Origin of the sequence: Cryobacterium sp. TMT4-31 (assembly GCF_004403385.1) — a bacterium.
GTDB classification, from domain to species: domain Bacteria; phylum Actinomycetota; class Actinomycetes; order Actinomycetales; family Microbacteriaceae; genus Cryobacterium; species Cryobacterium zongtaii.
Genome location: NZ_SOGI01000008.1, coordinates 65752 through 90067 on the forward strand (window position 1 = coordinate 65752; position 24316 = coordinate 90067).

A 24316-nucleotide genomic window follows, 5' to 3' on the forward strand; every position below is an offset into this window, starting at 1 on the left:
GTGGTGACCGCCCAGTACTCCCAGCGTTTGTTCCGGCCCTGGGTGCTGCGGCCGTTGATGCCGACGGTCTCGTGCAAAGGTTTTCTGCTCCAGCCGACGGCGGCCGGGTTGAGGCGGCCCGTCGGGCAGGCAGAGCGAGACCGGCGCGGTGAGCTCACGTTCGACCCAAGGCCATCAGGCGGCTACTTTGCCGCGGGGATAAACGGGATCGCGATCTTCGGGTTGGCTATCCGGGTGCGTGCCCGGGCCACCCCGACGGTGGACACGACGAGGTGTCCGATCACAGCCGCCCACAGCAGCAAATTCGCTACGAGAAGTATTGGCGTCGTCCCATTCTCGTTTTCTCCAGCCACAACGAGCCCGGCAATCGTGTCGAACATCACGAGGGCCGACCCGATTGCTGCGACGAGCGTCACAGTAATCACCCAGTTCGCTGCCCATCGCGAATTCTCGCGCACCAGCGAGTTTGGGTTCCGGCGGTTCTGAGCCGCGAGAATACCGAGCAGAACCGGTGCTAGCACCGCGCCGAACAGCGGAACGAACCAGAGGAACCACAGCGCCGCGCAAGAGCGGGATGGCAGCTCCGCGCATTGCGACTGGAAAGACACGACAGCGGCAGGCCTACGCACTTCTTAAGGGCATCATGGCGACAGCGGAACGTGATGGACTCATTGGAAAGAATCCGTGCCAGATCCAAGGAGCTGGACAGGTCAAGACGTCGGAGCGCCCATTGATCAGCCTTGCTGACTTCGCACGGCTGGTGGACGCTCACCCGCTAGACCTTCGTCCCGTCCTCTATGCGGCCTTCGGCGCTCATCTTCGCCTTGGTGAGGTTGTGGGGTTGCAGCGTAGAGATTTCGACGTCGCAGCTGGGACGCTTGCCGTAAAAGAGCAGGTGATCTACTCGCGAGCAGCCGGGGAGGTTAGGACGCAGACCAAGTCGGACAGCACTAGGACTGTGGACCTTCCCAGCTTCACTGTTGACGCTCTCGCTGAATACCTGGAAACCGTTCCCAAGGCTCTCCCTGCTGCCCCTCTGTTCGTGCGGGCGGATGGTCGGGCGCTTACTCGGGCGCAGGTGCAACACGCGTGGAACAAGGCTCGGGAGGTCGTGGGGTTGCCTCAATACCACTTCCATGACATCCGGCACAGTGGACTCACCCTGAGCGCTCAGACGGGCGCGACAGTGCGCGAGCTGATGCAGCGGGCCGGGCACAGCACGTCAGCCGCCAGCCTCAAATATCAGCACGTTGCACAGGAACGGGGTAAGGAAATTGCAGGGGGCATGGATGTCGTCATGCGTGGCTTGAACCGGGCCTGATCGCAGCCGCAGACTCGGCCCTATGGGCGCACCAGTTCATGGGGTCTTTTCATGCCCGGGGTGGATCAATTTTGCAGGCTAGTGGCACGTAGCTGGCACGACAGCGAATCTGAGCCGCAAATTCCCTAAAAAGAGTTTCAGGGGATACGGCACCTGACCAGGCATTTGACTTACGGAGCGGATGACGGGAATCGAACCCGCGCTATCAGCTTGGGAAGCTGAAGTTCTACCATTGAACTACATCCGCGCGTCCAGGCCGCCGAAGCTGCACTGGAACCGTGCCATCCTATCAACCCTCCGCCGATAGGCTGGCACCGTGCTTCTCTCGGATCGTGACATCAAGGCCCAGATCGACGCGGAACGAATCGCGCTCGCCCCCTACGACCCGGAGATGATCCAGCCGTCGAGCATCGACGTGCGGCTCGATCGGTTCTTCAGGCTGTTCGACAACCACAAGTATCCGTTCATCGACCCGGCCGTCGACCAGCCCGAACTCACCCGGCTGATCGAGGCCAAGGGTGACGAACCGTTCATCCTGCACCCGGGCGAATTTGTGCTCGGCGCCACCTTCGAGGCCGTCACCCTGCCCGATGACGTGGCCGCCCGCCTCGAGGGCAAGAGCTCGTTGGGCCGGCTCGGCCTGCTCACCCACTCCACCGCCGGATTCATCGACCCGGGCTTCACCGGGCACGTCACCCTGGAGCTCAGCAACGTGGCCACCCTGCCGATCAAGCTCTGGCCGGGTATGAAGATCGGCCAGCTGTGCTTTTTCCAGCTCAGCTCGCCGTCCGAGAAGCCCTACGGTTCTGCCGCGTACAGTTCCCGGTATCAGGGCCAGCGCGGCCCCACGGCCTCCCGCTCGCACCTGAACTTTCACCGCACCGACGTGGGCACCACGGATGCCGGCAGCCTCGGCGGCTGACCTGGAACGCCATGTTCATGCGCGCGTTACGTGCGCCCGGTAAAATCGAGGCATGACCACCTCAGAGTCCCGTTTTGCCGAGGCGCTGATCGCCGACGGTCCCACCCCGGAATACCCCGGGCGCATGCGCCGATTCGGCCAGCTCGTGGGCACCTGGGCGGCGCACGGCAGCCGGCTCGACGAGGCCACGGGGGAGTGGACTGAACGCGAGTTCACCTGGATCGTGCAGTTCATCCTCGACGGGCGCGCGGTGCAGGACGTGGAGGTCGAGGCCAGCGCCACGCATCCGTCCGGCTTCGAGACCGTCGCCACCGCCGTGCGGGTCTACGACCAGCTGGCCGGTGCCTGGCGGGTGAGCTCCTTCGCCCCGACGATCGGCGAGTACTGCCACCTGATCGCCACCCCGTACCGCAACGGCCTGCGCCAGGACGGCACCGGCACCGACGGTCGCCCGGTGCGCTGGAACTTCACCTCGATCACCGAGGACGGTTACACCTGGGAGGGCTGGGTGAGCGACGACGAAGGCACCACCTGGCACCTCGTGGAGCACAACGAGGCCGTGCGGGTGCACTGACCGGCTTCGGCAGCGCTCACTCGGGTGCGCCAGCCTCTGCGACCGTGGTGTGCACGATGATCTCCGAGTGCAGCGTGCGGTGCACCGGACACCTGTCGGCGATCTCGCTCAGCCTCTGACGCTGCTGCTTATCGAGGTCGCCGTCGAACCGGAGTACCCGTTCGACGTGGTCGATGTGCCCGACCGCGGTCTCGCAGTCCGCGCAGTCCGTGGCGTGGATGCGGCTGTGCCGGAGGGTCACGGTCACCTTCTCCAATGACCAGTTCTTGCGTTCGGCATACATGCGCACGGTCATCGACGTGCACGCGCCGAGCCCGGCCAGGACCAGGTCATACGGGGACGGGCCGGTATCGGTGCCGACCGGGCGAGGCTCGTCGGCGGTGAGTCGGTGCTGGCCGACGGTGATCTGTTGGGCGTAACCGCCTTTTCCTGCCTCGGTCACGACCACGAGACCTTCAGCCGGATCAGCTTCGGCCGGCTCAGCGGCGGCTTCCGGGGCGGCTTCTGGCGCCGCGTTGCCGGATGGCGACGCCGGCGCACCTGCCAGCAGCGTGGCCAGCTCGGCCAGCCGGCCCACCGTGTAGTCGGGGGCCGTGAAGTAGCTCGGGTAGGTGTCACCGCCGCGGTTCAGCCAGGCGGTGGCCAGGCCCGCTTGCGCGGCTCCGTGGATGTCCCAGGGATGCACGGCCACGAGCAGCAGCTGGGCCGGGCGCACCTCGCAGGCCTCGGCGGCGTAGTCGTACGCGGGCCGCCCCGGCTTCCAGGCACCAGCATCTTCGACGCTGAGCAGCGCCTCGAATTCTCCCTCGAGCCCGGCCGCGGCCAGGAGCGACCTGGCGACCCCGGCGGATCCGTTGGACAGCGTCACCAGGCGCATCCCGGTGCTTGTCAACGCTCGCACGCCCTCGGGCACATCGGCGTGCAGTTTGAGCAGCCCGAATCCCGCCATGATGTGCTCCACGGCGTCGGCGGGGCTGCGCAGGAGTGCCACATCGCGCAGCACCTCGCGGAGGAGCTCGGACCCGATCACCGCGAACGGCGCGGCGCCACCCGCCGCGGCGAGGGCGAAACCATCCCGCAGGAGCGCGGCGAACCACACGGACGCCAGATGGGCGGGGGCGCCGACCTGCACGAACCGGGCCTTCATGCCCGACATGTCCGAGAGTGTCTCATTCACGTCGCAGACGATCACGGCTGGAGTGCTGCTGGTCATTGGTTCGGTTCCCTCCCGTCGGCGGGTGTTACACGTCGCGGCCGTGACGGCGCAGGAGGTCCAGGAACTCGTCGGCCATGGCGAGCTGCTCGGCTAGCTTCTGCCGGCGCTCCTCGGCCTGGGTCACAAACGACGCCAGGTCGGCCCGCACGGCGGTCCGATCGGCCGCGTCGGCCGCATCCAGGGTGTCGATGGTCTTCAGCAACGCCATCATCTGCTCCAGCGAGAAGCCGAGCGGCTTCATCCGCCGGATGAGGATCAGCCGCTCCAGGTCGACGGCTGTGTACAGCCGGAAGCCACCCTCGGTGCGACCGGAGGGCTTCAGCAGACCCACCTCGTCATAGTGCCGGATGGTGCGCAGGGACAGGCCGGTGCGGTCGGCCAACTCGCCGATGTGCATCGTGGCCGGTGCGTCATCCGTTGCCATGTCTCAAACCCCTCCCGCGCACAGGAACTAAACCAACCCTTACGTTAGGGTAGGGTTGTGCTGGTTGGCTGACGCTGCTGCCAGCCCTTCCATCCTGCCGGTTCGGCGGATGGCGTGCGCACCCGGCGCACCCCCTACTTTGCCCCATCCCGGTCCGCACCGCGGGCCCCGTCGCTGGAGGCCGCCATGGCTCTCATTGAGAAAACTCCCACGCCCAACCGCTACAAGGCCGACCCGTCCGTGCTGACGGCGCTCCGCACCCCGCGCATCCTTACCCGGGAGGTGCTCGCCGGCCTCGTCGTGGCGACGGCCCTCATCCCCGAGGCCATCTCGTTCTCGATCATCGCCGGCGTCGACCCGCGGGTGGGGCTGTTCTCCTCGTTCGTGATGGCCGTGTCCATCGCATTCCTCGGCGGTCGCCCCGCCATGATCACCGCCGCCACCGGCGCGGTCGCCCTGGTGATCGCACCCGTGGCGCTGGACTACGGCATGGACTACTTCATCGCCACGGTCATCCTGGCCGGGCTGCTGCAGGTGATACTCGGCGTGCTCGGCGTGGCCAAACTGATGCGGTTTATCCCGCGCAGCGTCATGGTCGGCTTCGTCAATTCGCTGGCCATCCTGATCTTCATCGCCCAGCTGCCGCACCTGCTCGGCGTGCCGGTCATGGTCTACCCGCTGGTGGCGATCGGGATCATCATCATGGTCGTGATGCCCCGGTTCACCAAGATCGTGCCGGCGCCGCTGGTGGCCATCGTGCTCCTCACCATCGCCACCGTCACCATCGCGATCACCGTGCCCACCGTGGGCGACCAGGGCGAACTGCCCAAGAGCCTGCCGGAGCTGTTCATCCCGAATGTGCCGCTGACCTCTGAGACCCTCTCCATCATCGCGCCGTACGCCCTGGCGATGGCGATGGTGGGCATACTTGAGTCGCTGATGACCGCCAAGCTCGTCGACGAGGTCACCGACACCCACTCGCACAAGACCCGCGAAACCTGGGGCCAGGGTGTGGCGAACATGCTCTCCGGCTTCTTCGGCGGCATGGGCGGCTGCGCCATGATCGGTCAGACCATGATCAACGTCAAGGCCTCTGGTGCCCGCACCCGCATCTCCACCTTCCTCGCCGGGGTGTTTCTGCTGATCCTGGTCGTCGCCCTCGGCGACGTCGTGGCGATCATCCCGATGGCGGCGCTGGTGGCCGTGATGATCATCGTGTCGGTGCTCACCTTCGATTGGCACAGCATCCGCCTGTCGACGCTCAAGCGGATGCCCAAGAGCGAGACCACCGTCATGCTCTCCACCGTCGTGGTTGTCGTTTTCACCCACAACCTCGCCATCGGTGTGATGGTGGGTGTGCTCGTGGCCATGGTCGCGTTCGCCCGGCGGGTGGCGCACCTCGTGAACGTTCAGCGCACCGTCTCCACCGAGGACACCGTGCCCACGGCCCTCTACACCGTGACCGGTGCGCTGTTCTTCGCCTCGAGCAACGACCTCACCACCCAGTTCGAGTACGCCGACGACCCCGACCGGGTGGTCATCGACATGTCCGCCTCGCACATCTGGGACGCCTCAACGGTGGCCGCGCTGGACGCGATCACCAACAGGTACGAACGCCACGGCAAGCGTGCCGTGATCGTCGGGCTGAACAAAGCCAGCACCGACATCCACGCGCGTCTCGCGGGCAATCTCGGCGGCGGGCACTAGGCCGCCGGTTCGGAGGACCGCGACGGGGCGCTCGGGCTGTACAGTTGCACGACCGAAGCCTAGACATCTGAGGTGGCTAAACATGCCGAAAGGCGCTGCAGATCCCGCGGACGTGTTCCTCACCTGTTCACGGCACCGAGGCCGGCCGTGGCGGTGACACGCGCCTCGTTCGGGCGGAAGACGCAGGGGCATCCCCGTACGGCGACGGGCTTGTCGAATCTGGTCGTCCACGACTTCTCAGCGCTGCTGGCCCTGATGGTGTTTCTCTTCGTTGTGCTGCTGTTCACGACCTTGCTCAGCCTGCCCATAGCCGCCGCTGATGGTCGCGGCACCGCGTTCCACGACACTCTTTTCACAGCGGTCTCGGCGATGACGGTGACGGGCCTCGTCACCGTCAACACGGCGGAGCACTGGTCGTTTTTCGGCCAGATCGTGATCCTGCTGGCCATCCAGATCGGCGGTCTGGGCATCGTCACGATCGCACTGCTCCTGACTCGAGCGGTGACCCGAAATCTCGGTTTGAAGGGTCGCATCCTGGCCCGTCAGGGGGTCGGAACCACCAAGCTCGGTGAGGTGCAGTCGCTGCTGCGCGTGGTGATCCTGACAGCCCTGACGCTGGAGCTGGCGCTGGCCGTGTTTCTGGTGCCACGGTTCATAGTGGTGGAGCAGTCCTGGAGCGGCGGCCTCTGGCACGGCATCTTCTACGCCGTTTCGTCGTTCAACAACGCCGGTTTCACCGCTCATACCACCGGCCTGTCCGGGTTCGAGAACGACCCGTGGATCCTCGTGCCCATCATGGTCGGCGTTCTTGTCGGAAGTTTCGGGTTCCCGGTGTTCCTGGTGCTGATGATGGCCAAGGCCCATTGGCGCAAGTGGAACCTGCACACGAAGCTCACCCTGACGACGACAGGCATCCTGTTGGTTGTCGGCGCCGCACTGTGGGGCGCTTTGGAATGGTCCAACAGTGCCACGATCGGGGACCTCTCGGTGGGGGAGCGGGTGATGCAGTCGATTTTCGCGTCGACCATGATGCGGTCGGGCGGGTTCTCCCTGGTGGATCCGGCCGCATCCACCTCGGCGACCCTTCTGGCGACCGACGCGTTGATGTTCGTCGGCGGCGGGTCGGCGTCTACCGCGGGCGGGATCAAGGTGACCACGATCGCGCTGCTGTTCCTGGCGATCGTTGCCGAGGCCAAGGGCGACAAAAACCTGATGGTGTTCGGGCGCACCATTCCCGAGCAGACCATGCGGGTGGCCATCAGCGTGACCTTTTTCGGGGCAACGCTGGTGCTCGGCGGGAGCGGCCTGATCATGCTGGTCAGCGACGCGTCGCTCGACCATATTCTCTTCGAGGTGATCTCCGCCTTCGCCACCTGCGGGCTGAGCGTGGGGCTCAGCGCGGAACTGCCACCTGCGGGCAAATACCTCCTCGCGGCGTTGATGTTCGCCGGCCGGATCGGACCGATCGGGTTGGCGTCAGCGTTGGCGCTGCGCCGCCGCAATCTGCTCTACAAGTACCCGGAGGAACAGCCCGTCATCGGCTGACCGGCGAGGGTGCCGGCGAAGCACAAGTCACAGCTGTGACAGACACGCCCACGTGTTCCGGGTGCACAGATGTGCACCCAAAACGGTCGGCGAATCCCGAGGCGTCTTTCCGGCCCTCGACGGCGCGCCACCACTACATGTAGCGGCACCAGGGACCAAGGGCACCCAAATCTAGTGATTTCGGCGAACTGACGTCCCTATGCTGAAGGCGTGAATCCAAGCATCAGCGCCCCGGCCCCGACCACTGCCACCCGCGACGACGTCGTCGCCATCCAGGTCGTCAAACGCGACGGCCGCCGGGTGGACTTCGATGACACCAAGGTCTACGAGGCGCTGGTCAAGGCCGCGGTGGAGATTCACACCGAAATTACCCCGCTCGTGCACCGGGCGATCGTCGATATCGTCGCCGCCGTCAACCGGGAGATCGCCGGCCGCTTCAGCACCGACATCAAGATCTACGAGGTGCAGAACATCGTGGAGCACGCGCTGCTCGAAAGCCACGAATATGACCTCGCCGAGAAGTACATCGGATACCGCACCCAGCGCGACTTCGCCCGCAGCAAGTCCACCGACATCAACCACTCGATCATCAACCTGCTCAGCAAAGACTCCTCGGTGGTGAACGAGAACGCCAACAAAGACAGCGACGTCTTCAACACCCAGCGCGACCTCACCGCCGGGGCCGTGGGCAAGGCCATCGGCCACAAGATGCTGCCGCCGCACGTGTCCAATGCGCACCAGAAGGGCGACATCCATTTTCACGACCTGGACTACAGCCCATACGCACCGATGACCAACTGCTGCCTGATCGACTTCACGGGCATGCTCAGCCGGGGTTTCCGCATCGGCAACGCTGACGTGGAGCCGCCCCGCTCCATTCAGACTGCCACCGCGCAGATCTCGCAGATCATCGCCAACGTGGCGTCCAGCCAGTACGGCGGATGCTCCGCCAACCGCACCGACGAGCTGCTGGCTCCGTACGCCCGCGCCAACTTCGCCAAGCACCTTGCCGACGCGGAACGGTGGATCGGCGACCAGACCAAGCACCACGCCTATGCGGAGGAGAAGACCCGCAAGGACATCTATGACGCGATGCAGAGCCTCGAATACGAGATCAACACCCTGTTCACTTCGAACGGGCAGACCCCGTTCGTGTCGCTGGGCTTCGGCCTGGGCACCGACTGGTTCGAGAGGGAGATCCAGCGGGCGATCCTGCAGATCCGCATCGACGGCCTGGGCAGCGAGAAGCGCACAGCCATCTTCCCCAAACTGATCTTCACGCTCAAGCGCGACCTCAACCTCGCTGAGGGCGACCCGAATTACGATATCAAGCAGCTCGCGCTGGAGTGCTCGACCAAGCGGATGTACCCGGACGTGCTCAGCTACGACAAACTCGTCGAGATCACGGGCAGCTTCAAGGTGCCGATGGGCTGCCGATCCTTCCTGCAGGGGTGGACCGACGCTGACGGCAACGATGTCTCCGAGGGCCGGATGAACCTGGGCGTGGTGACGGTGAACCTGCCGCGCATCGCGCTGGAGGCCGCCGGGGACCGGGCGAAGTTCTGGAGCATCCTCGAGGAGCGTCTGTTGATCACCCGCGACGCCCTGGTCTACCGCATCGAACGGTGCAAGCAGGCGACCCCCGCGAACGCCCCGATCCTCTACGTCTATGGCGCCTTCGGCCAGCAGCTGGCGCGCACCGATTCGGTCGACACCCTCTTCAAGGACGGCCGCTCCACGGTGTCGCTGGGCTACATCGGCCTCTACGAGGTGGCTGCGGCCTTCTTCGGCGGCGCCTGGGAGGGCGACGCCGAGGCGAAGGCGTTCACCCTGGACATCCTCAAGACCCTCGACGCGCACACCAAGGCGTGGAGCGCAGAGTACGGCTACCAGTTCAGCGTCTATTCGACCCCGAGCGAGAGCCTGACCGACCGGTTCTCCCGCCTCGACAAGGTCAAGTTCGGGTCGGTGGAGAACATCACCGACAAGGATTACTACACCAACAGCTTCCACTACGACGTGCGCAAGAACCCGACCCCGTTCGAAAAGCTCGACTTCGAGAAGGACTACCCGGTGTTCTCCTCCGGCGGTTTCATCCACTACTGCGAGTACCCGGTGCTGCAGCAGAACCCCAAGGCGCTCGAAGCCGTCTGGGACTACGCCTACGACCGGGTCGGTTACCTGGGTACCAACACCCCCATCGACCGCTGCTACAAGTGCGACTTCTCCGGCGACTTCACCCCCACCGAGCGTGGTTTCGCCTGCCCGGATTGCGGCAACGACGACCCGGCCAGCTGCGACGTGGTCAAGCGCACCTGCGGTTACCTCGGCAACCCGCAGGCCCGCCCGATGGTGCACGGTCGCCACCAGGAGATCGTTTCCAGGGTCAAGCACATGGCTGGCGCCACCGGCGTCAGCGGCTCCCTGTAGGCAGCCGTTATGCGGAACCCGAAACCCGGTGAGTGGCTCTCCGACAAGCTCAGCCAGGGCTTCATCGGTGACTACAAACCGTTCATGTTCGTCGACGGCGAGGGAGTGCGCTGCAGCCTATATGTGAGCGGATGCCTGTTCGCGTGCGAAGGCTGCTTCAACGAGGCCACCTGGAACTTCCGCTATGGCACGCCGTACACGGTCGAGCTCGAGGATCGGATCCTTGCCGACCTGGCCCAACCGTACGTGCAGGGCCTCACCCTGCTGGGCGGGGAACCCTTCATCAACACCGGGGTGTGCCTCTCCCTGGTGCGCCGGGTGCGGGCGACCTTCGGCCAAGCCAAGGACATCTGGTCGTGGACCGGGTATTCCTACGAAGAGCTGCTGCTCGACAGCCCCGACAAGCTGGAACTGCTCGATCAGATAGACATCCTCGTGGATGGCCGATTCGACCTCGCCAAGAAAGACTTCAAGCTGCAATTCCGCGGCAGCAGCAACCAGCGCATCATCGACGTGAAGAAGTCCCGCGCCGCGGGTCGCGCCGTGCTCTGGACCAACCTGCTCGACGCCACCCAGACCTATGAGCAGCTCGTGAAGCAAACGCTGATCTAGCTGCGCCTCCCGCCTGTCCGGTTGTGACTTTGTCATCGACCCGCCGACAGGTTTCGAACAATGAAGATAGGAAGCACGATCATGGCACGCACGGAGAATGGAAAAGTCGCACTCATCACCGGTGGTGGACAGGGAATCGGGCGGACGGTCGCGGAGCGGCTGCACGCTGACGGCTTCAAGGTGGCCATCGCCGACCTGAACCTCGAGACCGCCGTCGCCGTCGCCGAATCGCTCGGTGGCACGGCCGGCGGAGCAATCGCGGTGCACGTCAACGTCTCCGACCGAGACAGCGTCTTCGCTGCGGTCGCGCAGGCCGTCACCGAACTGGGTGGCTTCGACGTGATCGTCAACAACGCCGGCATCGCCCCGACCTCTCCCATCGAGGAGATCACCGAGGAGAGCATCGCGAAGATCTTCTCCATCAACTTCAACGGCGCGGTGTGGGGCATCCAGGCTGCCACCAAGGCGTTCAAGGAACTCGGCCACGGTGGAAAGATCATCAGCGCCGCCTCCCAGGCCGGCCACATCGGCAACCCCGGCCTCGCGTTGTATTCGTCGACGAAGTTCGCCCTTCGCGGTCTGTCCCAGACCGCCGCCCGGGACCTGGCGCCGTTCGGCATCACGGTCAATACCTTCGCCCCCGGCATCGTGAAGACGCCCCTGATGGAGAACCTGGCGAAGAAGCTGGCGACCGACAACGACAAGCCTGAAGCGTGGGGCTGGGAACAGTTCACCAAGGGCATCGCCCTCGACCGCTTGTCTGAAACCGCCGAGGTCGCCGGAGTCGTCTCCTTCCTGGCCGGCCCCGACTCCAACTACATCACCGGCCAGTCAATCGTGGTCGACGGTGGGATGGTCTTCAACTAGTCGCGCTTGACCGCGACCCGGCGCTGCCTCCGGCAGCGCCGGGCGCTCGCGGCACGGGAATCGCCCCATTTTGGGGGTTCGCGGCACGGGATTTACGCCTCTTTCAGCCAATAGGGTCCCCGATCCTCATCCTGCCCGGAGAAACCTACACGGTCGAGCAGACCCCCGCCGGTACCACGAACCCGGACGCCTACAACACGGTCTGGACCTGCGTCGATCCGGCAACCGGTACTCAGGTCACCGGGGGCACCGGAACCTCCGGGCAGTTCACCGTCCCCGCCGGTGTGAAGGACGTCGCCTGCACCTTCACCTCGACCCCCAAGCCCGCCCCCGTGGCGAACGACGATGTGTCGACAGGCAATGAGCTGGGCAAGCCCGTCACGGTCGAGGTGATCGACAACGACTCCGGCGACCTCGACCCGACGACAGTTCAGATCATCGACGGTAAGGGCGACCCCGTCACCAAGCTCGTCGTGCCCGGTGAGGGCACCTGGACGGTCGACCCTGCCACCGGCGCGGTCACCTTCGCCCCGGAGAACGGCTTCTCCGGCAACCCCACGCCGATCACCTACTTGATCTCCGATACGCGCGGCAAGACCGCCATTGCTGACGTCACGATCACGTTCGTCCCGGAGGCCGCGGACGATGAGTCGCTGAACAATGCGCAGGGCAGGTCGGTCCTCGTCGACGTGGTCGGCAACGACCGCGGCGACCTCGACCCGACGACCGTTCGCATCATCGACGGCAAGGGTGACCCGGTCACCAAGCTCGTCGTGCCCGGTGAGGGCACCTGGACTGTCGACCCTGCCACCGGCGCGATCACCTTCGCTCCGGAGGCCGGATTCTCCGGCAACCCGACCTCAATCAGCTACGCCATCGCCGACACCCTCGGCACGGTCACGGCCGCCGACGTCGTTGTCACCTACGTCCCCGGCGCGATCAATGACACGTCGCTCAACAACCCGCAGGGTGACCCGGTCACCGTCAACGTGATCGGCAACGACCGCGGCGACCTCGATCCGACCACTGTGCGCATCATCGACGGTAAGGGTGACCCGGTCAGCAAGCTCGTCGTCACGGGCGAGGGCATCTGGACGGTCGCCCCCGCCACCGGCGCGATCACCTTCACCCCACAGGCCGGCTTCGCAGGCAACCCAACGCCGATCACCTACGAGGTCAGCGACACCGCCGGAAACACCACCACCGCCAACGTCACGATCACGTTCGTTCCGGAGTCAGCGAACGACAAGTCGGTCGGTAACCCGCAGGGTGCCCCGGTCACTGTCGACGTGATCGGCAACGACTCCGGCGACCTCGACCCGGCCACCGTGCGCATCATCGACGGTAGGGGTGACCCGGTCACCAAGCTCGTCGTCACGGGCGAGGGCACCTGGACGGTCAACCCTGCCACCGGCGCCATCACGTTCACCCCACAGGCCGGCTTCACGGGAAACCCCACGCCGGTCACCTACGAGGTCAGCGACACCGCCGGAAACACCACCACCGCGATCGTGACCATCACCTACGCGCCCGCCACGGTAGTTGTCGTGCCCCNTACGCGCCCGCCACGGTAGTTGTCGTGCCCCCGGTTGCCACTCCGGCGGCCACCAGCAAGCTCGCCGCCACTGGAGTCAACGTGGTCGGCGTCGCGGGCACCGGTCTGGGAGTGGTGCTCCTCGGCACGGCGCTCATCCTGTTCCGCCGCCGGCGCCAGCAGCTGGGCTAGCCGCTCCACTGGGCCATCCGCCGGCCTGACAGTACCTTGAACCGCACCCCGAAAGTTGGGCTCCTCATGGGGAGTTCACTTTCGGAGGTGCGGTTCTTGCTGCAACAGATGGAACGCACAGTGATGGCAAGGTCGCGCCCGTCACACTCACTGCATTCGCGGTCGAGTCGCGACGGCCACCGTCCCGCTCGAGAAGCAGGCACTGATTTAGCCCTGGCACGATTGACTTTCAGTGAGGTTCGCCCGCAATGCGAACCTGATGCGCCAGAGACGCTCGCATCGCACCCTGGCGGTTCCCGCTCATTCCCGAGCTCACCCACTGCATCGCTGATGCCCGCGTTCTGCTGGCCGACTGTCTGGGACGACCGATCCCCGATGCGGCTGTGTCGGTTGATGAGACCCGTCACGCTTTCGGGTTCGGGCAAATCGGATTCGGCTTCATCGACTGAGGTGGAGCTGGGAGCCGGTGTCGCCACGGTAACCGTCGAAATCAGCGGCTGGCCGGGGCCCGCGGGGATGTTCCCGTTAGGTGCGAGGCGGCGGGAGAAAGGCCCTGAACTCAGCTATCCACTGGGGGAAGGCATCGAGGTGCGCATCATGGCTTCCGCCGTCGAGGTCGACGCGCGTGACTTTCGAACCACGCGATACGAACTCATCCTTCGCTGCCGCAGAGAACATTCCCTCGGTGCCGAAAACGGCGAGGGTGGGGATGTTGAGGTCGCACCACTCCGGCCAGCGCGGGTGAGCATCCACGTGAGCGATGGTCTCGACCATCACGTCGGGATCGAAGCGCGGCCACAGCCCATCGGGCCGCACCTCGAGGTCGGCGATCCAGGCGCGCGAGAGCGGAGAGTCACCGAGAAAGGCGCGCGCGTGCGATTTGTTGCCGAACGGCACCGGCCAGGACGTGAAGAAGCGACGCATGGCATCTCTGCTTTGTTCGTTGCCGTCCCCGCCGACACCGGCCTCGAGGAGAACGAGACGTTCCACCAGATCGGGCCGGGCACTTGCGACCAGCAGAGCGGTGTGGCCGCCCAGGGATTGGCCGGCAAGGGAAACAGGGCTCCCGAGCACCGACTCGATCACGAACACCACGTCGGCCACATGGGCCGCCCGCGACACGTCGTCCGGAAAGCGGGTGCTGCGTCCGTGACCTCTAGCGTCAACCGTGACCACTCGGTGATCGCCGAGAGCCGCAGCTGTCGCAGCCATCTCGGTGCTGCTGCCCGCCAGGCCGTGAAGGATTACGACCGGAGGCCCAGAGCCTTCGGTGTCGGTGATGTGGAGGTCGATCGCGCCTCGTCTGATTTTCATCGCTAGTGCCGCAACGTCACAAGCGGTCGAGTCTGCGGATTCGGTTTTCGAGACCAACGCGCTTGCGGTTCAGGTTCCACATTGACGTGACGCCGAGCACGAGGGCCTTGCCTTGCGCTGCGGCACTGGGCAGCCCGCGTTCGGCGAGCGCGACCTCGACGGCATCCTTGCCCGCCTGCCGGTGCTCGGCAACGACCTCACGCGCATCCTTCAGCGCGCTGCTGTTGAGCGGATGGTTGTCGATTTGCACGTTGATGTCGGTGAGCTCGCTCTGAGCCTTCACGAGCTTTTCGCTGACGGCCACTGGCCTCCTCCTCAGGTCAACCGCTCTGAAAGCCGGACGACGACGTCGTCGCCTACCTTTTTGCCGAGCTTCTTCCGCAGCTTGGCGCTGATCGAGAGCATGTGACCACCCGATCCGGTGGGCATCAGGCCAGCCGTCACCGGCTGGTCATCCACCTGCGCCACTACCCGGACGGCCTTCCCGGTGCCGAACAGCTCCACCGAACCCGGGACTTCGACACACGACCACATCTCGCCCTTCACCAGTACTCCGATCGGAGCGGTGAAGGAGAACTGCATCGGGCCCTGTTCGGTGCTCATGACAAGGATCTCCAATCGACACGCCTGGATGGACCGTCCGTTCACAGTATCGGCCACCCGCGGCTCATCCCAATAGCAGCTACCCAGCCGGCCAAAGTCTCCTACGGTGATGGCATGACACTAAAACTGGGTTTCATCGGGATCGTGACGGGTGACATGGCCGCTTCGCTGGCCTTCTATCGAGCGCTGGGCGTGCGGATCGAGGAAGGACTCGACGATGCGCCGCACGTCGACGCGAAACTCGATGACGGCACGAGCCTGGCATGGGACACTATCGCGACTATTCGCGGATTCGACCCCGACTACATCGCACCCACGGGCGGCCACCGCATCGCGCTCGCGTTCGACAAAGGCACGCCGGCCGAGGTGGATGCGGCCTTCGCCGAGCTGGTCACCGCCGGTTACGTTGCCCATGTCGAACCGTGGAACGCGCACTGGGGCCAGCGCTACGCGACCCTGTTGGATCCCGATGGCAACTCCGTGGACCTCTACGCCGAGCTGTCCGCGAACTGACGAAAACTCCCGCCGACCCGTCGGAACACACGCTCGACTGACCGGGTTCGCACGTCAATAAGGAAATAGTGAGATTTCAAGGATGCTTTTGGCAACTGCGTCCTAGAAAACTCACTATCTCCTAATATGGCGCGCACCTTAGGGCGCCGGATGCCCGGCGCGGGCCGCCTCTCCGTCCGGGGTGGCGTCGGCGAGCACCTGCAGGTAGTGCGGGTTCGTCATCACGCCGAGCACGTTGCCGAACGGGTCCACCACGGCCGCCGTCGTGAAGCCCTCGCCGCGCTCCCGGATGTCCTCGCGCATCGTCGCGCCCAGCTCGAGCAGCCGGTCCAGGGCCGCCCTGATGTCGTCGACGTGCCAGTTGAGCACCGCCCCACCGGGCACATCCGCTGCAGGCTGCGGGGCGTACCTGGCGTCGATCAGGCCCAGTTCGTGGCCGTAGTCGCCCACCCGCCACTCCGCGTAGCCTGGCATCTGAAAGTAGGGCTCCATGCCCAACAGCTCGGTGTACCAGGCCGTCGCGGCGGCGTGGTCCTCGGCCCAATAGCTCACGTTGCTCATGCCGCGCAGGATGCCGGTCGGTGCGTTCATCGGTAGGCCGTTTATCGGTACGCCGTTCATCGGTACACCGTTCATCGGTACAGTCCTCTCGTCGGAGTGCTCAGGTCGTCCACGCTACGCATGGTGGCAGAGAGCGCTAGGCCCTCGAGTCGACACCGGTGGGCATAGGCTGTGCGCATGACGGATGCGTCGCCCGCGAATTCGCCGGCACCCGACCCGGCCCAGGCCGTGGAGCTGGTCCTCGCGGTCACCCGGGGCGCTTGGCCGGCGACAGATGCTGCGGTGGGTGACCTTTTTGCGACGCTGGGGGTGCGGCCGGTCGACACCGACACCGACACTGGCAACGACGACGACGGCGCCGGCGCGGCCGCCGGCCAGACGTGGCCGAGCCCGGTCGATATCCGGCGCCTCGAGGTGTCGTTCGGCGGCGAGGTCTACGCCAGCTGGATGTCCCACGCGGGTGACTTCCTGGGCATCGACCTGCAGCTGTACAACACGCCGAGCCCGAACGATCCGGGAACCAGGCTCGGCTATGACCGCATTCTTGCCCTGCTCAGTCAGAATCTGGGAACTCCGACAGAGCCCTGGAACGATGAGGAGATCCCGCCTCGCCAGTGGGAGGTCGGCCGCTGGCGGATTCTGCTGCACCTGTTCACCCTGCGAGACAGCGGCGTGATGCTCAGCGTGGACGACGCCGCAATCGCCGACCGGGCCGAGCGCGAAGCCAGTGCCCGACAGGACGCTGCGCATGCCCAGGCGGCCACGCACCGTCCCTAGGGGGCGTCGCCTCGCAGGATCGTGTTCGCGGCCGTACGTCCGGCCGTGAACGGGTCGGCGAAGGTGCCCATCCCCACGGTCACCAGGGCGCCCTCGTAGAGCAGCATCAGAATGTCGGCCACCCGGTCCGCACCGGCGATGCCCGCGTCCCGGCAGAGCCGCTCGAACACGTCGCGCATCCACTTCTTCTGGCGAATCGCCTCGACGGCCACCGGATGCGCCGCATCGTCTGTCTCGGCGCGCGCGTTGATGGCGCTGCAGCCCTTGCTGCTGTTGGCGACGGCCCAGCGCGCCGAAATGTCGAACACCGCGAGGACACGGTCCACGCTGCCGGGCGCCTGCAACGCGAGTCCCTGCTCCAGGAACTCCCGCCACCGAGCGTCCCGCCCGCGGAGATACGCCACGGCCAGCGCCTCCTTCGACCCGAACCTGTCGTAGAGCGTCTTCTTGGTGACCCCGGCCGCCGCGGCAATGGCGTCGACGCCGACGGCGTGGATACCCTCCCGATAGAAGAGGTCGGACGCCGCGGCCAGCAGCCGCTCGGCCCCCGGGGTGTAGTGCGGGATCGCCTCGGGCGAGTTCTCGGTGGTCATGGCCCCACTATACCGTTCTGTATACTCGATCGAATGAGTACACAGATCGGTATACCTCAGCGACTTCTTCTGGTCGCTGCCTCGGCCGCCTTCGTGCTGACCTGGAGTTCCGGGTTCATCATCGCGAAGATCGGCACGGAGGCGGCGCCGGCCCTGACCGTGCTGGTTTGGCGGTACCTCGTCGTCGCGGCACTCCTGCTGGTCGGCATGATGGCGCTGCGCTTCCGAGATCGTCGGCTTCGAGCTCACCGACGCGCGTTCCCGGCCTGGCGCGACATCCGCCCGCACCTCACCATCGGGCTATTCGCCCAATTCGGCTACATCCTGCCCGTCTATCTGGCCGTCGGCGCGGGGGTCTCGGCCGGGACGACGGCCCTCATCGACGCGATCCAGCCCCTGGTCGTGGCAACCCTGGTGGGACCGCTGCTCGGGCTGCGTGTGCGGGCGCTGCAGTGGCTGGGCCTGGCGCTCGGTGCGGTGGGAGTGGTCCTGATCGTGGCGGCGGATGCTTCGACGTCGATCTCGCCCACCCCCGCCTACCTGCTGCCGTTGGTGGCGCTGGCCAGTCTCGTCGCCGCGACCTTCCTGGAGCGGCGCACCCCGGCCCGGCTCGGCGTCTTCGCCACCCTGGCCACCCACGCCGCCATCACGCTGGTGGCCGTGACGCTGCTGGCCGCTCTTACCGGGGCGCTCGCCCCGCCGGCCACCCTGAGCTTCTGGCTCTCGACGGTGCTGATCGCTGTGTTCCCCACCCTCATCGCCTACGCGCTCTACTGGTACCTGCTGCGCCGCCTCGGCATCACTGCCCTCAACGCCCTGCTGTACCTGGTGGCGCCGACCACGGCCGTCGCCGGCAGCATCCTCTTCGCCGACCCGTTCACTCCCGCCACCCTCGTCGGACTCGTGCTCGGAGCGGGCGCGGTAGTGCTGGTCATCGCTCCCGAGCGCGCCGCGTCATCCGCAGCCGCGCCCGCATGTAAAGGCGGAGAATCTCGGGAAACGCCGCTCGTTCGGTCCGAAGCCACGGCGAGTCGCGAAGAACTACGCCTTTAGCGACACGGGAGCCGCCGCAGCCCTGGTCACCGCGCCGATCGTGACCCTGGCCGCCGGCGAGACCGTGCAGCTGGCGAGACCGTGCAGCTGGCCCGGTCGCACTCGTTCCGGGCCATCACCACCCGGCGCTACCACCCGGGGGTGCACGCCCTCGAGGTGCAGGTGAACGGGGCGGCCTGGGGCCGGGTCGAGTTCACGCTGCTTCCCGAGGACTGAGCATTGCCTATAGTCTGTAGTTTATAAACTGCGAGACTTAGGAAATTTGATGAAGCGTCCCGGATTGACCGAAGCCCGGCTGGTCCAGGCCGCCGCCGAACTGGCCGACGAGACCGGACTGTCCGCCGTGACGCTCTCCGCCCTCGCCCGCCGCTTCGACGTGCGCCCGGCGAGTATCTATTCGCACATCTCGGGGCTCGACGACCTGCTCGACCTCACCGCCGCGTTCGCCCTGCAGGAGCTCGCGGACGGTCTGGCTGAGGCCCTGCCCGGCAAGGCCGGCCGGAGCGCCCTGTTCGCGTTCGCGAACGCCCACCGCGACTACGCCATCGCCTACCCCGGCCGGTGGCAGGCGGCGCAGCGCCGCGTATCGCCGGAGGCTGCCGCCCAGAGCGCGGGCGGGCTCATCGCCCGCTCAGCCCGGGCCATTGTGAGCGGCTACGGCCTCAGCCCTGACGACGAGGTGCACGGTGTGCGGCTACTCGGCAGCGCCATCAACGGCTTCGTCGCGCTCGAGTCCGGCGGCGGCTTCGACCACTCGGATCCCACCGCGGCTTCGAGCTGGACCCGGGTGCTCGACGCCATCGACACGTCGCTTCGGAACTGGCCCACGACCGACACGCAGCACCCCGACCACTCAACCGATTGAGACTTCGTATGCTCCCCCTCAGTACCGCCACCATCAAGGCCACCTTCGTGAACGCCTCCCGCAAGGTCGTGTCCGACATCACCCTGCCGCCCGGCTTCGACCAGCTCGACTGGGCGCAGCTGGACTATGTCGGCTGGGTCGACCCCAGGATGAAGCGCCGCTCCTACGTCGTCGTCCCCGTCGACGGCGAGCCTGTCGGCATCGTCCTCCGACAGGCGGATGCCTCCCCACGCCGTCGCGCCCAGTGCTCGTGGTGCCGCGATGTGAAACTGCCCAACGAGGTGGTGCTCTACAGTGCCCAGCGGGCCGGGGCGGCCGGCCGCAACGGCGACACCGTCGGCATCCTGGTCTGTGAGGCGTTCCAGTGCTCCGCCAACGTGCGGAAGCTGCCGTCGATGGCCTACATCGGTTACGACGTTGCCGCCGCCCGAGATGACCGGATCTCGATGCTGCGCGCCCGGTCGACCGGATTCGTGGGCGAAGTGATTCGCCCCGGCGACTGAACCTGGAGCCGGGCGCGGGAGTCGGCGCGCCGATCAGCTGAACGACGACTCGACGAGTTCCCGCCATCCGGCGAGCCCGCCCGTGCGGAACGCCCGCCGTTGCTGCTGGGCGCCCGTTCCCGTGCGCCGCACCTGCTCCACCAGCTCGGCCACCCGGGGCCGGTCCCCGGTGCTCTCCAACGCGTCGCCGACGGAGCGCAGCAGACTGTCGGTGACCGCACTGGCCGGGGCCAGCTCCCTGGTGGTGGGATCGAGGAGCTGGCCGCGGATGCCGTCGCGGGAGGCGTGCCACAGCGCGGCGTCGAGCAGTTCGGGCTCCACCGCGGGCGGCGGCGCCCCACGCTCGCCCGCGGCCATGCCGGTCACGACCAGGGCGCGGGCCACCGCCGCCAGCATCATCGTGGGCGCCAGGTCGAGTTGGGCGTCGGCCACCCGCACCTCGAGCGTGGGATAGCTCTCGGACAGCCGCGCGTACCAAGCCACCGTGCCGGTGTCGACAGTGGCTCCCACACCGACCAGACGCCGGATGCGCCGGTCGTAGTCGTCGGCGTCGGTGAACGCCGGCGGACAGCCGGTGGTCGCCCAGCGGCGCATGATCACCGCCCGCCAGGAATCGAAGCCGATGTCCCGGCAGCGCCAGAACGGCGAATTGCCGGTCAGCGCCATCAACGTGGGCAGCCAGACCCGCAGATGATTGAGGGCGTGCACCCCGGCCTCCCGGGTGGGCACGCCCACGTGCACGTGCGTGGCGCAGATCTGATGGTCCCGCACGACCCCGCGCACTCCGGACCCGATCCGGTGGTACCGGGCCGCGTCGGTGAGGGTCGGCGCCGCCGGGGCGTCGAAGGGCGTGCCGGTTCCGACAGCCAGGACGCCGCGCTCCCTCGCCACCGCAGCCAGCTCGCCTCGAAAGGCGGCCAGGTCGGCCTCGGCCTCGGTCAGCTCGGTGAAGACCGCCGAGGCTCGTTCCACCTGTGAGGCCAGGAACTCGCGGGTGACGAGTCCGGGCGCGCGAGCCCGGGGCGGCAGATCGCCCAGGATGGTGTCGGCCATACTGACCGGCCGCAGGGAGCGCGGGTCGACGAGAAAGTACTCTTCCTCGATGCCAAACGTCACCATGTGCAGCCTCCGGGAGCCGGATCGGCGGAGCCGGACAGGAACATCCTGTCACCGGGAGGCAGGTCAGGGAACACCTCACCGAGCGGACAGGAATTTAGGTAAGGCTATACTTACCAAGGCCCGCATCGCGAGGAGCCGTCACTTTACGCTCAGCACCGTCAGGAGTTCCCATCACTACGAAAAGGACGCACGCCCTCGTGGGCCTGCTCACCGCCGTCGCGCTCGCCACCCTGTCGGGCTGCGGCGCCTCCGAGGAGATCGACTCGCCGGCGGCCCTGGCCGTCGCCAGCGACGGGAAGACGGGGTATCCCCTCGTCGTCTCGAACTGCGGCTCCGAGCAGACGTTCGAGGCCGCCCCGGAGCGCGTGGTGTCGTTGGACCAGAACTCGACGGAGATCCTGCTGTCGCTCGGCCTGGAAGAGCGCATGGTCGGCACCGCGTCGTGGACCGACCCGGTGCTCGACTCGCTGGCCACCGCGAACTCGGCGGTACCGCGGCTGGCCGACAACGCGCCCACCTACGAGGTGCTGTTGGGTACCGACCCCGACTTCGTCACGGCCTCGTTCGGTCGCCACTACGCCGACGCCGGGGTCGCCAGCCGCGAACGGCTCGCCGAGACGGCCATCGGCTCCTACCTCTCGCCCACCGACTGCGACAACGGTGTGAGCGTCAACGGCGGCGGAACCCGCACGACGGCGCTCAAGGTCGACGCGTTGTACCAGGAGATCCGCGAGCTGGCCGAGATCTTCGACGTGACGGACCGGGGCGAGGCGCTGGTCAGCGAACTCGAAGGGCGGGCCGCGGCGGCCTCCGACGGCCTGGACTTCGACGGACACTCGGTCATGTTCTGGTTCGCCGACACGAAGACGCCCTACATCGCCGGCGGCCTCGGCTCAGCGGCGCTCCTGGCCAGCACCACGAACATGACGAATGTCTTTGCCGACACCGCCGACGATTGGCCTGCCGTTGGCTGGGAGAGCGTCGTCGACGCCGACCCGGACATCCTCGTCCTGGGCGATCTGCAGCGCGACCGCTTCCCCGGCGACCGTCTCGACGAGAAGATCCAATTCCTCGAGAGCGACCCCCTCACCAAGAACCTCGAGGTCGTGCAGGAGCAGCGCTACATCGCCCTGCACGGCGCCGAGATGAACCCGTCCATCCGCTTCGTCGACGGCCTCGAGAAGATCCGTGCCTGGTGGGACGAGCACAAGGACGCGCTCTGAGCACCGTTGAAGCCGCCTCGGTGACCCGCGGGCGGCCCCTGCCGCGCGCGGTGCTCGCCCTGGCCCTCGGCCTGCTCGGCCTGGTCGCGATCGTGCTCTCGGTGGGCGTCGCCGTCACGCTCGGCCCCGCGGATGTGTCCCTCGTCAACGTGCGCGACATCCTGTTGAACCATCTAGCGTTGACCGACATCCCGGTGCGCGTCTCGGAGGATGCGATCGTCTGGCAGGAACGGCTGCCGCGGGCCCTGGTCGCAGCGGCGTGCGGGGCCGGGCTCGGCCTGAGCGGGGTCATCCTGCAGTCGCTGCTGCGCAATCCGCTTGCCGACCCGTTCGTGCTCGGGGTGTCCTCCGGGGCATCGACGGGGGCGGTGCTCGTCGGGGTTCTCGGCATCGGCGGCGGAGCCATCGGGCTCTCCGGCGGCGCGTTCATCGGCGCCCTGGCCGCGTTCGGCTTTGTGCTGCTCCTCGCCCGGTTCTCGTCCGCCGGCACGGCGGGGGTCATCCTGGCCGGCGTCGCGAGCACCCAGCTGTTCTCGGCGCTCACCTCCCTGGTCGTGTTCGCCTTCGCGGACTCCGACGAGACCCGTGGGGTGATGTTCTGGCTCCTCGGCTCGCTCGAAGGCATGCGCTGGGACGACGTGGCCCTCAGCTCCGGCGTGGTCACGGTGGGCGCCCTGATCTGCCTGGTCTGGGCGCGATCGCTCGACGCCTTCGCGTTCGGTGAGGATGTCGCCGCGTCTCTCGGCATCCACGTCGGGCGCACCCGGCTGATCCTGTTGATCGTCACGGCCCTGTTGACCGCCACCCTGGTGAGCATCGCGGGCGCCATCGGCTTCGTCGGCCTGGTTCTGCCGCACGCGGCCCGCCTGCTCTTCGGCCAGCGCCACTCGAGGGTCATCCCGGCCACGATTGTGCTCGGCGCTGTCTTCATGGTGTGGGTGGATGCCGCGTCCCGCGTCGTCTTCGCCCCCACCCCGCTGCCGGTCGGCGTGGGCACCGCCCTCGTGGGCGTTCCCGTGTTCGTGCTGTTGCTGCTGCGGAACAAGGGCAGGGGCAGGGCGTGACACTCGAAGCGCACCGCGTGAGCTGGCGGCGAGGCGGCACCCTCGTGATCGACGACGTGACCCTCTGCCCGCTGCCCGGCTCGACGGTGGGTCTGCTCGGCCCGAACGGCTCCGGCAAATCCTCCCTGTTGCGCCTCCTCCAGGGCGTGTCGGCACCCGATACCGGCAGGATCACGCTCGACGGGGCCGACCTCACCTCGGTGCGTCGCCGCCACGTCGCCCGAACCGTGGCGACCGTCACGCAGCACGCGGAGACCGAGGTGGACATCCTGGTACGGGACGTCGTGCGGCTGGGCCGCACGCCTTACCGGTCGCTCTTCGGCGGGGACACCGCAGACGATGCGCGGGCGATCGACCGCGCACTGGCGCACGTGGGTCTGACCGACAAGGCGGACCGACTCTGGCGCACGTTGTCGGGCGGGGAGCGCCAGCGCGCCCACATCGCGCGGGCTCTCGCGCAGGAGCCGACCGAGCTGTTGCTCGACGAGCCCACCAACCACCTCGACATCCGGCATCAGCTGGAGCTGTTGGCCCTCGTCGCCGACCTGCCGGTCACCGCGATCGTGGCCCTGCACGACCTGAATCTCGCGGCCACCTTCTGCGACAGTGTGCTTGTCCTGCAGGACGGACGCGCGGTCGCCGGGGGCAGCCCGCGAGACGTGCTCACGCCCGAGCTCATCGGCGACGTCTACGGGGTGCGGGCCCGGGTCGCCGAGGACGCGATGACGGGCCGCTCTCACGTGCTGTTCGATCCCACCCCGCTCTGACGGCCGCGCCCCGCGGC

General features: G+C 66.9%; 28 protein-coding genes and 1 tRNA gene. 19 read left to right on the plus strand and 10 right to left on the minus strand.

Annotated elements, in window-relative coordinates; translation table 11 throughout:
• Positions 1–182: 182 nt before the first annotated feature.
• Positions 183–608 carry a hypothetical protein gene (locus tag E3T19_RS01480; protein ID WP_134407909.1) on the minus strand — a complete coding sequence of 142 codons (426 nt, stop codon included), beginning with the start codon at positions 606–608 and terminating at the stop codon, positions 183–185.
• Between the two features lie 35 nt (positions 609–643).
• On the opposite strand from E3T19_RS01480, the gene E3T19_RS01485 reads away from it, so the two are divergent.
• A complete protein-coding gene (locus E3T19_RS01485) occupies positions 644–1321 on the plus strand; it encodes a site-specific integrase (RefSeq protein WP_166788761.1) in 678 nt (225 codons plus the stop codon).
• Positions 1322–1497: 176 nt separating this feature from the next.
• Here E3T19_RS01485 and E3T19_RS01490 read toward each other — a convergent pair.
• A tRNA-Gly gene (locus E3T19_RS01490) sits at positions 1498–1568 on the minus strand.
• A 69-nt stretch (positions 1569–1637) separates the two neighbouring features.
• Between E3T19_RS01490 and dcd the strand changes: the two genes are divergently transcribed.
• Together dcd and E3T19_RS01500 are read left to right on the plus strand one after the other, a co-directional pair.
• Positions 1638–2243 (plus strand): dCTP deaminase, encoded by a 606-nt coding sequence (dcd, locus tag E3T19_RS01495; protein WP_088457628.1) that lies wholly within the window; start codon positions 1638–1640, stop codon positions 2241–2243.
• Positions 2244–2295: 52 nt separating this feature from the next.
• Positions 2296–2817, plus strand: a complete 522-nt coding sequence (locus E3T19_RS01500; RefSeq protein ID WP_088457627.1) for a hypothetical protein — start codon at positions 2296–2298, stop codon at positions 2815–2817.
• A gap of 16 nt (positions 2818–2833) precedes the next feature.
• Here E3T19_RS01500 and E3T19_RS19290 read toward each other — a convergent pair whose 3' ends face one another.
• Both E3T19_RS19290 and E3T19_RS01510 read right to left on the minus strand, forming a co-directional pair.
• Positions 2834–4030, minus strand: coding sequence for a haloacid dehalogenase type II (locus tag E3T19_RS19290; protein WP_241979913.1), 1197 nt, complete (start codon positions 4028–4030; stop codon positions 2834–2836).
• Positions 4031–4058: 28 nt separating this feature from the next.
• Positions 4059–4457, minus strand: coding sequence for a MerR family transcriptional regulator (locus E3T19_RS01510; RefSeq protein ID WP_134407911.1), 399 nt, complete (start codon positions 4455–4457; stop codon positions 4059–4061).
• A gap of 186 nt (positions 4458–4643) precedes the next feature.
• Between E3T19_RS01510 and E3T19_RS01515 the strand changes: the two genes are divergently transcribed.
• From E3T19_RS01515 to E3T19_RS01545, 7 genes are all read left to right on the plus strand, one after another.
• The gene (locus E3T19_RS01515; RefSeq protein ID WP_134407912.1) at positions 4644–6164 is read left to right on the plus strand and encodes a SulP family inorganic anion transporter; all 1521 of its coding nucleotides are present in this window, start codon (positions 4644–4646) and stop codon (positions 6162–6164) included.
• A gap of 210 nt (positions 6165–6374) precedes the next feature.
• Positions 6375–7709 (plus strand): TrkH family potassium uptake protein, encoded by a 1335-nt coding sequence (locus E3T19_RS01520; protein WP_241979914.1) that lies wholly within the window; start codon positions 6375–6377, stop codon positions 7707–7709.
• 210 nt (positions 7710–7919) lie between these two features.
• Positions 7920–10139: an anaerobic ribonucleoside-triphosphate reductase gene (gene nrdD / locus E3T19_RS01525; protein WP_241979915.1), complete on the plus strand. Its 2220-nt coding sequence runs from the start codon at positions 7920–7922 to the stop codon at positions 10137–10139.
• A gap of 9 nt (positions 10140–10148) precedes the next feature.
• A complete protein-coding gene (gene nrdG, locus E3T19_RS01530; RefSeq protein WP_088457626.1) occupies positions 10149–10751 on the plus strand; it encodes an anaerobic ribonucleoside-triphosphate reductase activating protein in 603 nt (200 codons plus the stop codon).
• Positions 10752–10832: 81 nt separating this feature from the next.
• On the plus strand, positions 10833–11618 hold the full coding sequence (locus tag E3T19_RS01535) for a (S)-acetoin forming diacetyl reductase (protein WP_088457625.1): 786 nt from the start codon (positions 10833–10835) through the stop codon (positions 11616–11618).
• A gap of 284 nt (positions 11619–11902) precedes the next feature.
• The gene (locus tag E3T19_RS01540) at positions 11903–13192 is read left to right on the plus strand and encodes a tandem-95 repeat protein (RefSeq protein WP_134407913.1); all 1290 of its coding nucleotides are present in this window, start codon (positions 11903–11905) and stop codon (positions 13190–13192) included.
• A 5-nt stretch (positions 13193–13197) separates the two neighbouring features.
• Positions 13198–13344 (plus strand): LPXTG cell wall anchor domain-containing protein, encoded by a 147-nt coding sequence (locus tag E3T19_RS01545; protein WP_134407914.1) that lies wholly within the window; start codon positions 13198–13200, stop codon positions 13342–13344.
• Positions 13345–13869: 525 nt separating this feature from the next.
• On the opposite strand, the gene E3T19_RS01550 is transcribed toward E3T19_RS01545, so the two are convergent.
• From E3T19_RS01550 to E3T19_RS01560, 3 genes are read right to left on the minus strand one after another with little or no spacing between them, the layout of a single operon-like run.
• Complete coding sequence (locus E3T19_RS01550; RefSeq protein ID WP_088457623.1) at positions 13870–14658, minus strand: alpha/beta fold hydrolase; 789 nt, start codon at positions 14656–14658, stop codon at positions 13870–13872.
• Positions 14659–14674: 16 nt separating this feature from the next.
• Positions 14675–14962 carry a hypothetical protein gene (locus tag E3T19_RS01555; protein ID WP_134407915.1) on the minus strand — a complete coding sequence of 96 codons (288 nt, stop codon included), beginning with the start codon at positions 14960–14962 and terminating at the stop codon, positions 14675–14677.
• An 11-nt stretch (positions 14963–14973) separates the two neighbouring features.
• Positions 14974–15318 (minus strand): DUF1905 domain-containing protein, encoded by a 345-nt coding sequence (locus tag E3T19_RS01560; protein WP_241979916.1) that lies wholly within the window; start codon positions 15316–15318, stop codon positions 14974–14976.
• 57 nt (positions 15319–15375) lie between these two features.
• Between E3T19_RS01560 and E3T19_RS01565 the strand changes: the two genes are divergently transcribed.
• Positions 15376–15774 carry a VOC family protein gene (locus E3T19_RS01565; protein ID WP_088457620.1) on the plus strand — a complete coding sequence of 133 codons (399 nt, stop codon included), beginning with the start codon at positions 15376–15378 and terminating at the stop codon, positions 15772–15774.
• 138 nt (positions 15775–15912) lie between these two features.
• Here the strand turns inward: E3T19_RS01565 and E3T19_RS01570 are convergent, their stop codons facing one another.
• A complete protein-coding gene (locus tag E3T19_RS01570) occupies positions 15913–16365 on the minus strand; it encodes a VOC family protein (RefSeq protein WP_241979917.1) in 453 nt (150 codons plus the stop codon).
• Between the two features lie 147 nt (positions 16366–16512).
• Between E3T19_RS01570 and E3T19_RS01575 the strand changes: the two genes are divergently transcribed.
• The gene (locus E3T19_RS01575) at positions 16513–17112 is read left to right on the plus strand and encodes a hypothetical protein (RefSeq protein ID WP_134407916.1); all 600 of its coding nucleotides are present in this window, start codon (positions 16513–16515) and stop codon (positions 17110–17112) included.
• Here the strand turns inward: E3T19_RS01575 and E3T19_RS01580 are convergent.
• A complete protein-coding gene (locus E3T19_RS01580) occupies positions 17109–17705 on the minus strand; it encodes a TetR/AcrR family transcriptional regulator (protein ID WP_134407917.1) in 597 nt (198 codons plus the stop codon). The genes E3T19_RS01575 and E3T19_RS01580 overlap by 4 nt on opposite strands.
• Before the next feature lie 33 nt (positions 17706–17738).
• On the opposite strand from E3T19_RS01580, the gene E3T19_RS01585 reads away from it, so the two are divergent.
• The 4 genes from E3T19_RS01585 (at position 17739) to E3T19_RS01600 (ending at position 20126) form a co-directional block, all read left to right on the plus strand.
• Positions 17739–18758 (plus strand): DMT family transporter, encoded by a 1020-nt coding sequence (locus tag E3T19_RS01585; protein WP_134407918.1) that lies wholly within the window; start codon positions 17739–17741, stop codon positions 18756–18758.
• Between the two features lie 81 nt (positions 18759–18839).
• Entirely contained in the window at positions 18840–18974 is a 135-nt protein-coding gene (locus E3T19_RS19475; protein ID WP_255455313.1) for a hypothetical protein, read from the plus strand.
• Between the two features lie 49 nt (positions 18975–19023).
• Positions 19024–19623 (plus strand): TetR/AcrR family transcriptional regulator, encoded by a 600-nt coding sequence (locus E3T19_RS01595; protein ID WP_088457616.1) that lies wholly within the window; start codon positions 19024–19026, stop codon positions 19621–19623.
• Positions 19624–19631: 8 nt separating this feature from the next.
• Positions 19632–20126, plus strand: a complete 495-nt coding sequence (locus E3T19_RS01600) for an FBP domain-containing protein (RefSeq protein ID WP_134407919.1) — start codon at positions 19632–19634, stop codon at positions 20124–20126.
• 33 nt (positions 20127–20159) lie between these two features.
• Here the strand turns inward: E3T19_RS01600 and E3T19_RS01605 are convergent, their stop codons facing one another.
• Complete coding sequence (locus E3T19_RS01605) at positions 20160–21245, minus strand: glutamate--cysteine ligase (protein ID WP_134407920.1); 1086 nt, start codon at positions 21243–21245, stop codon at positions 20160–20162.
• A 197-nt stretch (positions 21246–21442) separates the two neighbouring features.
• Between E3T19_RS01605 and E3T19_RS01610 the strand changes: the two genes are divergently transcribed.
• From E3T19_RS01610 to E3T19_RS01620, 3 genes are read left to right on the plus strand one after another with little or no spacing between them, the layout of a single operon-like run.
• A complete protein-coding gene (locus E3T19_RS01610) occupies positions 21443–22468 on the plus strand; it encodes an ABC transporter substrate-binding protein (RefSeq protein WP_241979918.1) in 1026 nt (341 codons plus the stop codon).
• Positions 22441–23532, plus strand: coding sequence for an iron ABC transporter permease (locus E3T19_RS01615; protein ID WP_134407922.1), 1092 nt, complete (start codon positions 22441–22443; stop codon positions 23530–23532). The genes E3T19_RS01610 and E3T19_RS01615 overlap by 28 nt, the downstream gene beginning before the upstream one ends.
• Positions 23529–24299: an ABC transporter ATP-binding protein gene (locus E3T19_RS01620; RefSeq protein ID WP_134407923.1), complete on the plus strand. Its 771-nt coding sequence runs from the start codon at positions 23529–23531 to the stop codon at positions 24297–24299. The genes E3T19_RS01615 and E3T19_RS01620 overlap by 4 nt, the downstream gene beginning before the upstream one ends.
• Positions 24300–24316: the final 17 nt, after the last annotated feature.

What these genes read in the sequence shown, in the direction of transcription:
- E3T19_RS01605 (WP_134407920.1), bottom strand. Translation starts at nt 21,245, where the DNA reads ATGGTGACGTTTGGCATCGAGGAAGAGTACTTTCTCGTCGACCCGCGC.
- E3T19_RS01575 (WP_134407916.1), top strand. Translation starts at nt 16,513, where the DNA reads ATGACGGATGCGTCGCCCGCGAATTCGCCGGCACCCGACCCGGCCCAG.
- E3T19_RS01580 (WP_134407917.1), bottom strand. Translation starts at nt 17,705, where the DNA reads ATGACCACCGAGAACTCGCCCGAGGCGATCCCGCACTACACCCCGGGG.
- E3T19_RS01515 (WP_134407912.1), top strand. Translation starts at nt 4,644, where the DNA reads ATGGCTCTCATTGAGAAAACTCCCACGCCCAACCGCTACAAGGCCGAC.
- E3T19_RS01595 (WP_088457616.1), top strand. Translation starts at nt 19,024, where the DNA reads ATGAAGCGTCCCGGATTGACCGAAGCCCGGCTGGTCCAGGCCGCCGCC.
- nrdG (WP_088457626.1), top strand. Translation starts at nt 10,149, where the DNA reads ATGCGGAACCCGAAACCCGGTGAGTGGCTCTCCGACAAGCTCAGCCAG.
- E3T19_RS01600 (WP_134407919.1), top strand. Translation starts at nt 19,632, where the DNA reads ATGCTCCCCCTCAGTACCGCCACCATCAAGGCCACCTTCGTGAACGCC.
- E3T19_RS01565 (WP_088457620.1), top strand. Translation starts at nt 15,376, where the DNA reads ATGACACTAAAACTGGGTTTCATCGGGATCGTGACGGGTGACATGGCC.
- E3T19_RS01510 (WP_134407911.1), bottom strand. Translation starts at nt 4,457, where the DNA reads ATGGCAACGGATGACGCACCGGCCACGATGCACATCGGCGAGTTGGCC.
- E3T19_RS01485 (WP_166788761.1), top strand. Translation starts at nt 644, where the DNA reads ATGGCGACAGCGGAACGTGATGGACTCATTGGAAAGAATCCGTGCCAG.
- E3T19_RS19290 (WP_241979913.1), bottom strand. Translation starts at nt 4,030, where the DNA reads ATGACCAGCAGCACTCCAGCCGTGATCGTCTGCGACGTGAATGAGACA.
- E3T19_RS01570 (WP_241979917.1), bottom strand. Translation starts at nt 16,365, where the DNA reads ATGAACGCACCGACCGGCATCCTGCGCGGCATGAGCAACGTGAGCTAT.
- E3T19_RS01500 (WP_088457627.1), top strand. Translation starts at nt 2,296, where the DNA reads ATGACCACCTCAGAGTCCCGTTTTGCCGAGGCGCTGATCGCCGACGGT.
- E3T19_RS01585 (WP_134407918.1), top strand. Translation starts at nt 17,739, where the DNA reads ATGAGTACACAGATCGGTATACCTCAGCGACTTCTTCTGGTCGCTGCC.
- E3T19_RS01535 (WP_088457625.1), top strand. Translation starts at nt 10,833, where the DNA reads ATGGCACGCACGGAGAATGGAAAAGTCGCACTCATCACCGGTGGTGGA.
- E3T19_RS01550 (WP_088457623.1), bottom strand. Translation starts at nt 14,658, where the DNA reads ATGAAAATCAGACGAGGCGCGATCGACCTCCACATCACCGACACCGAA.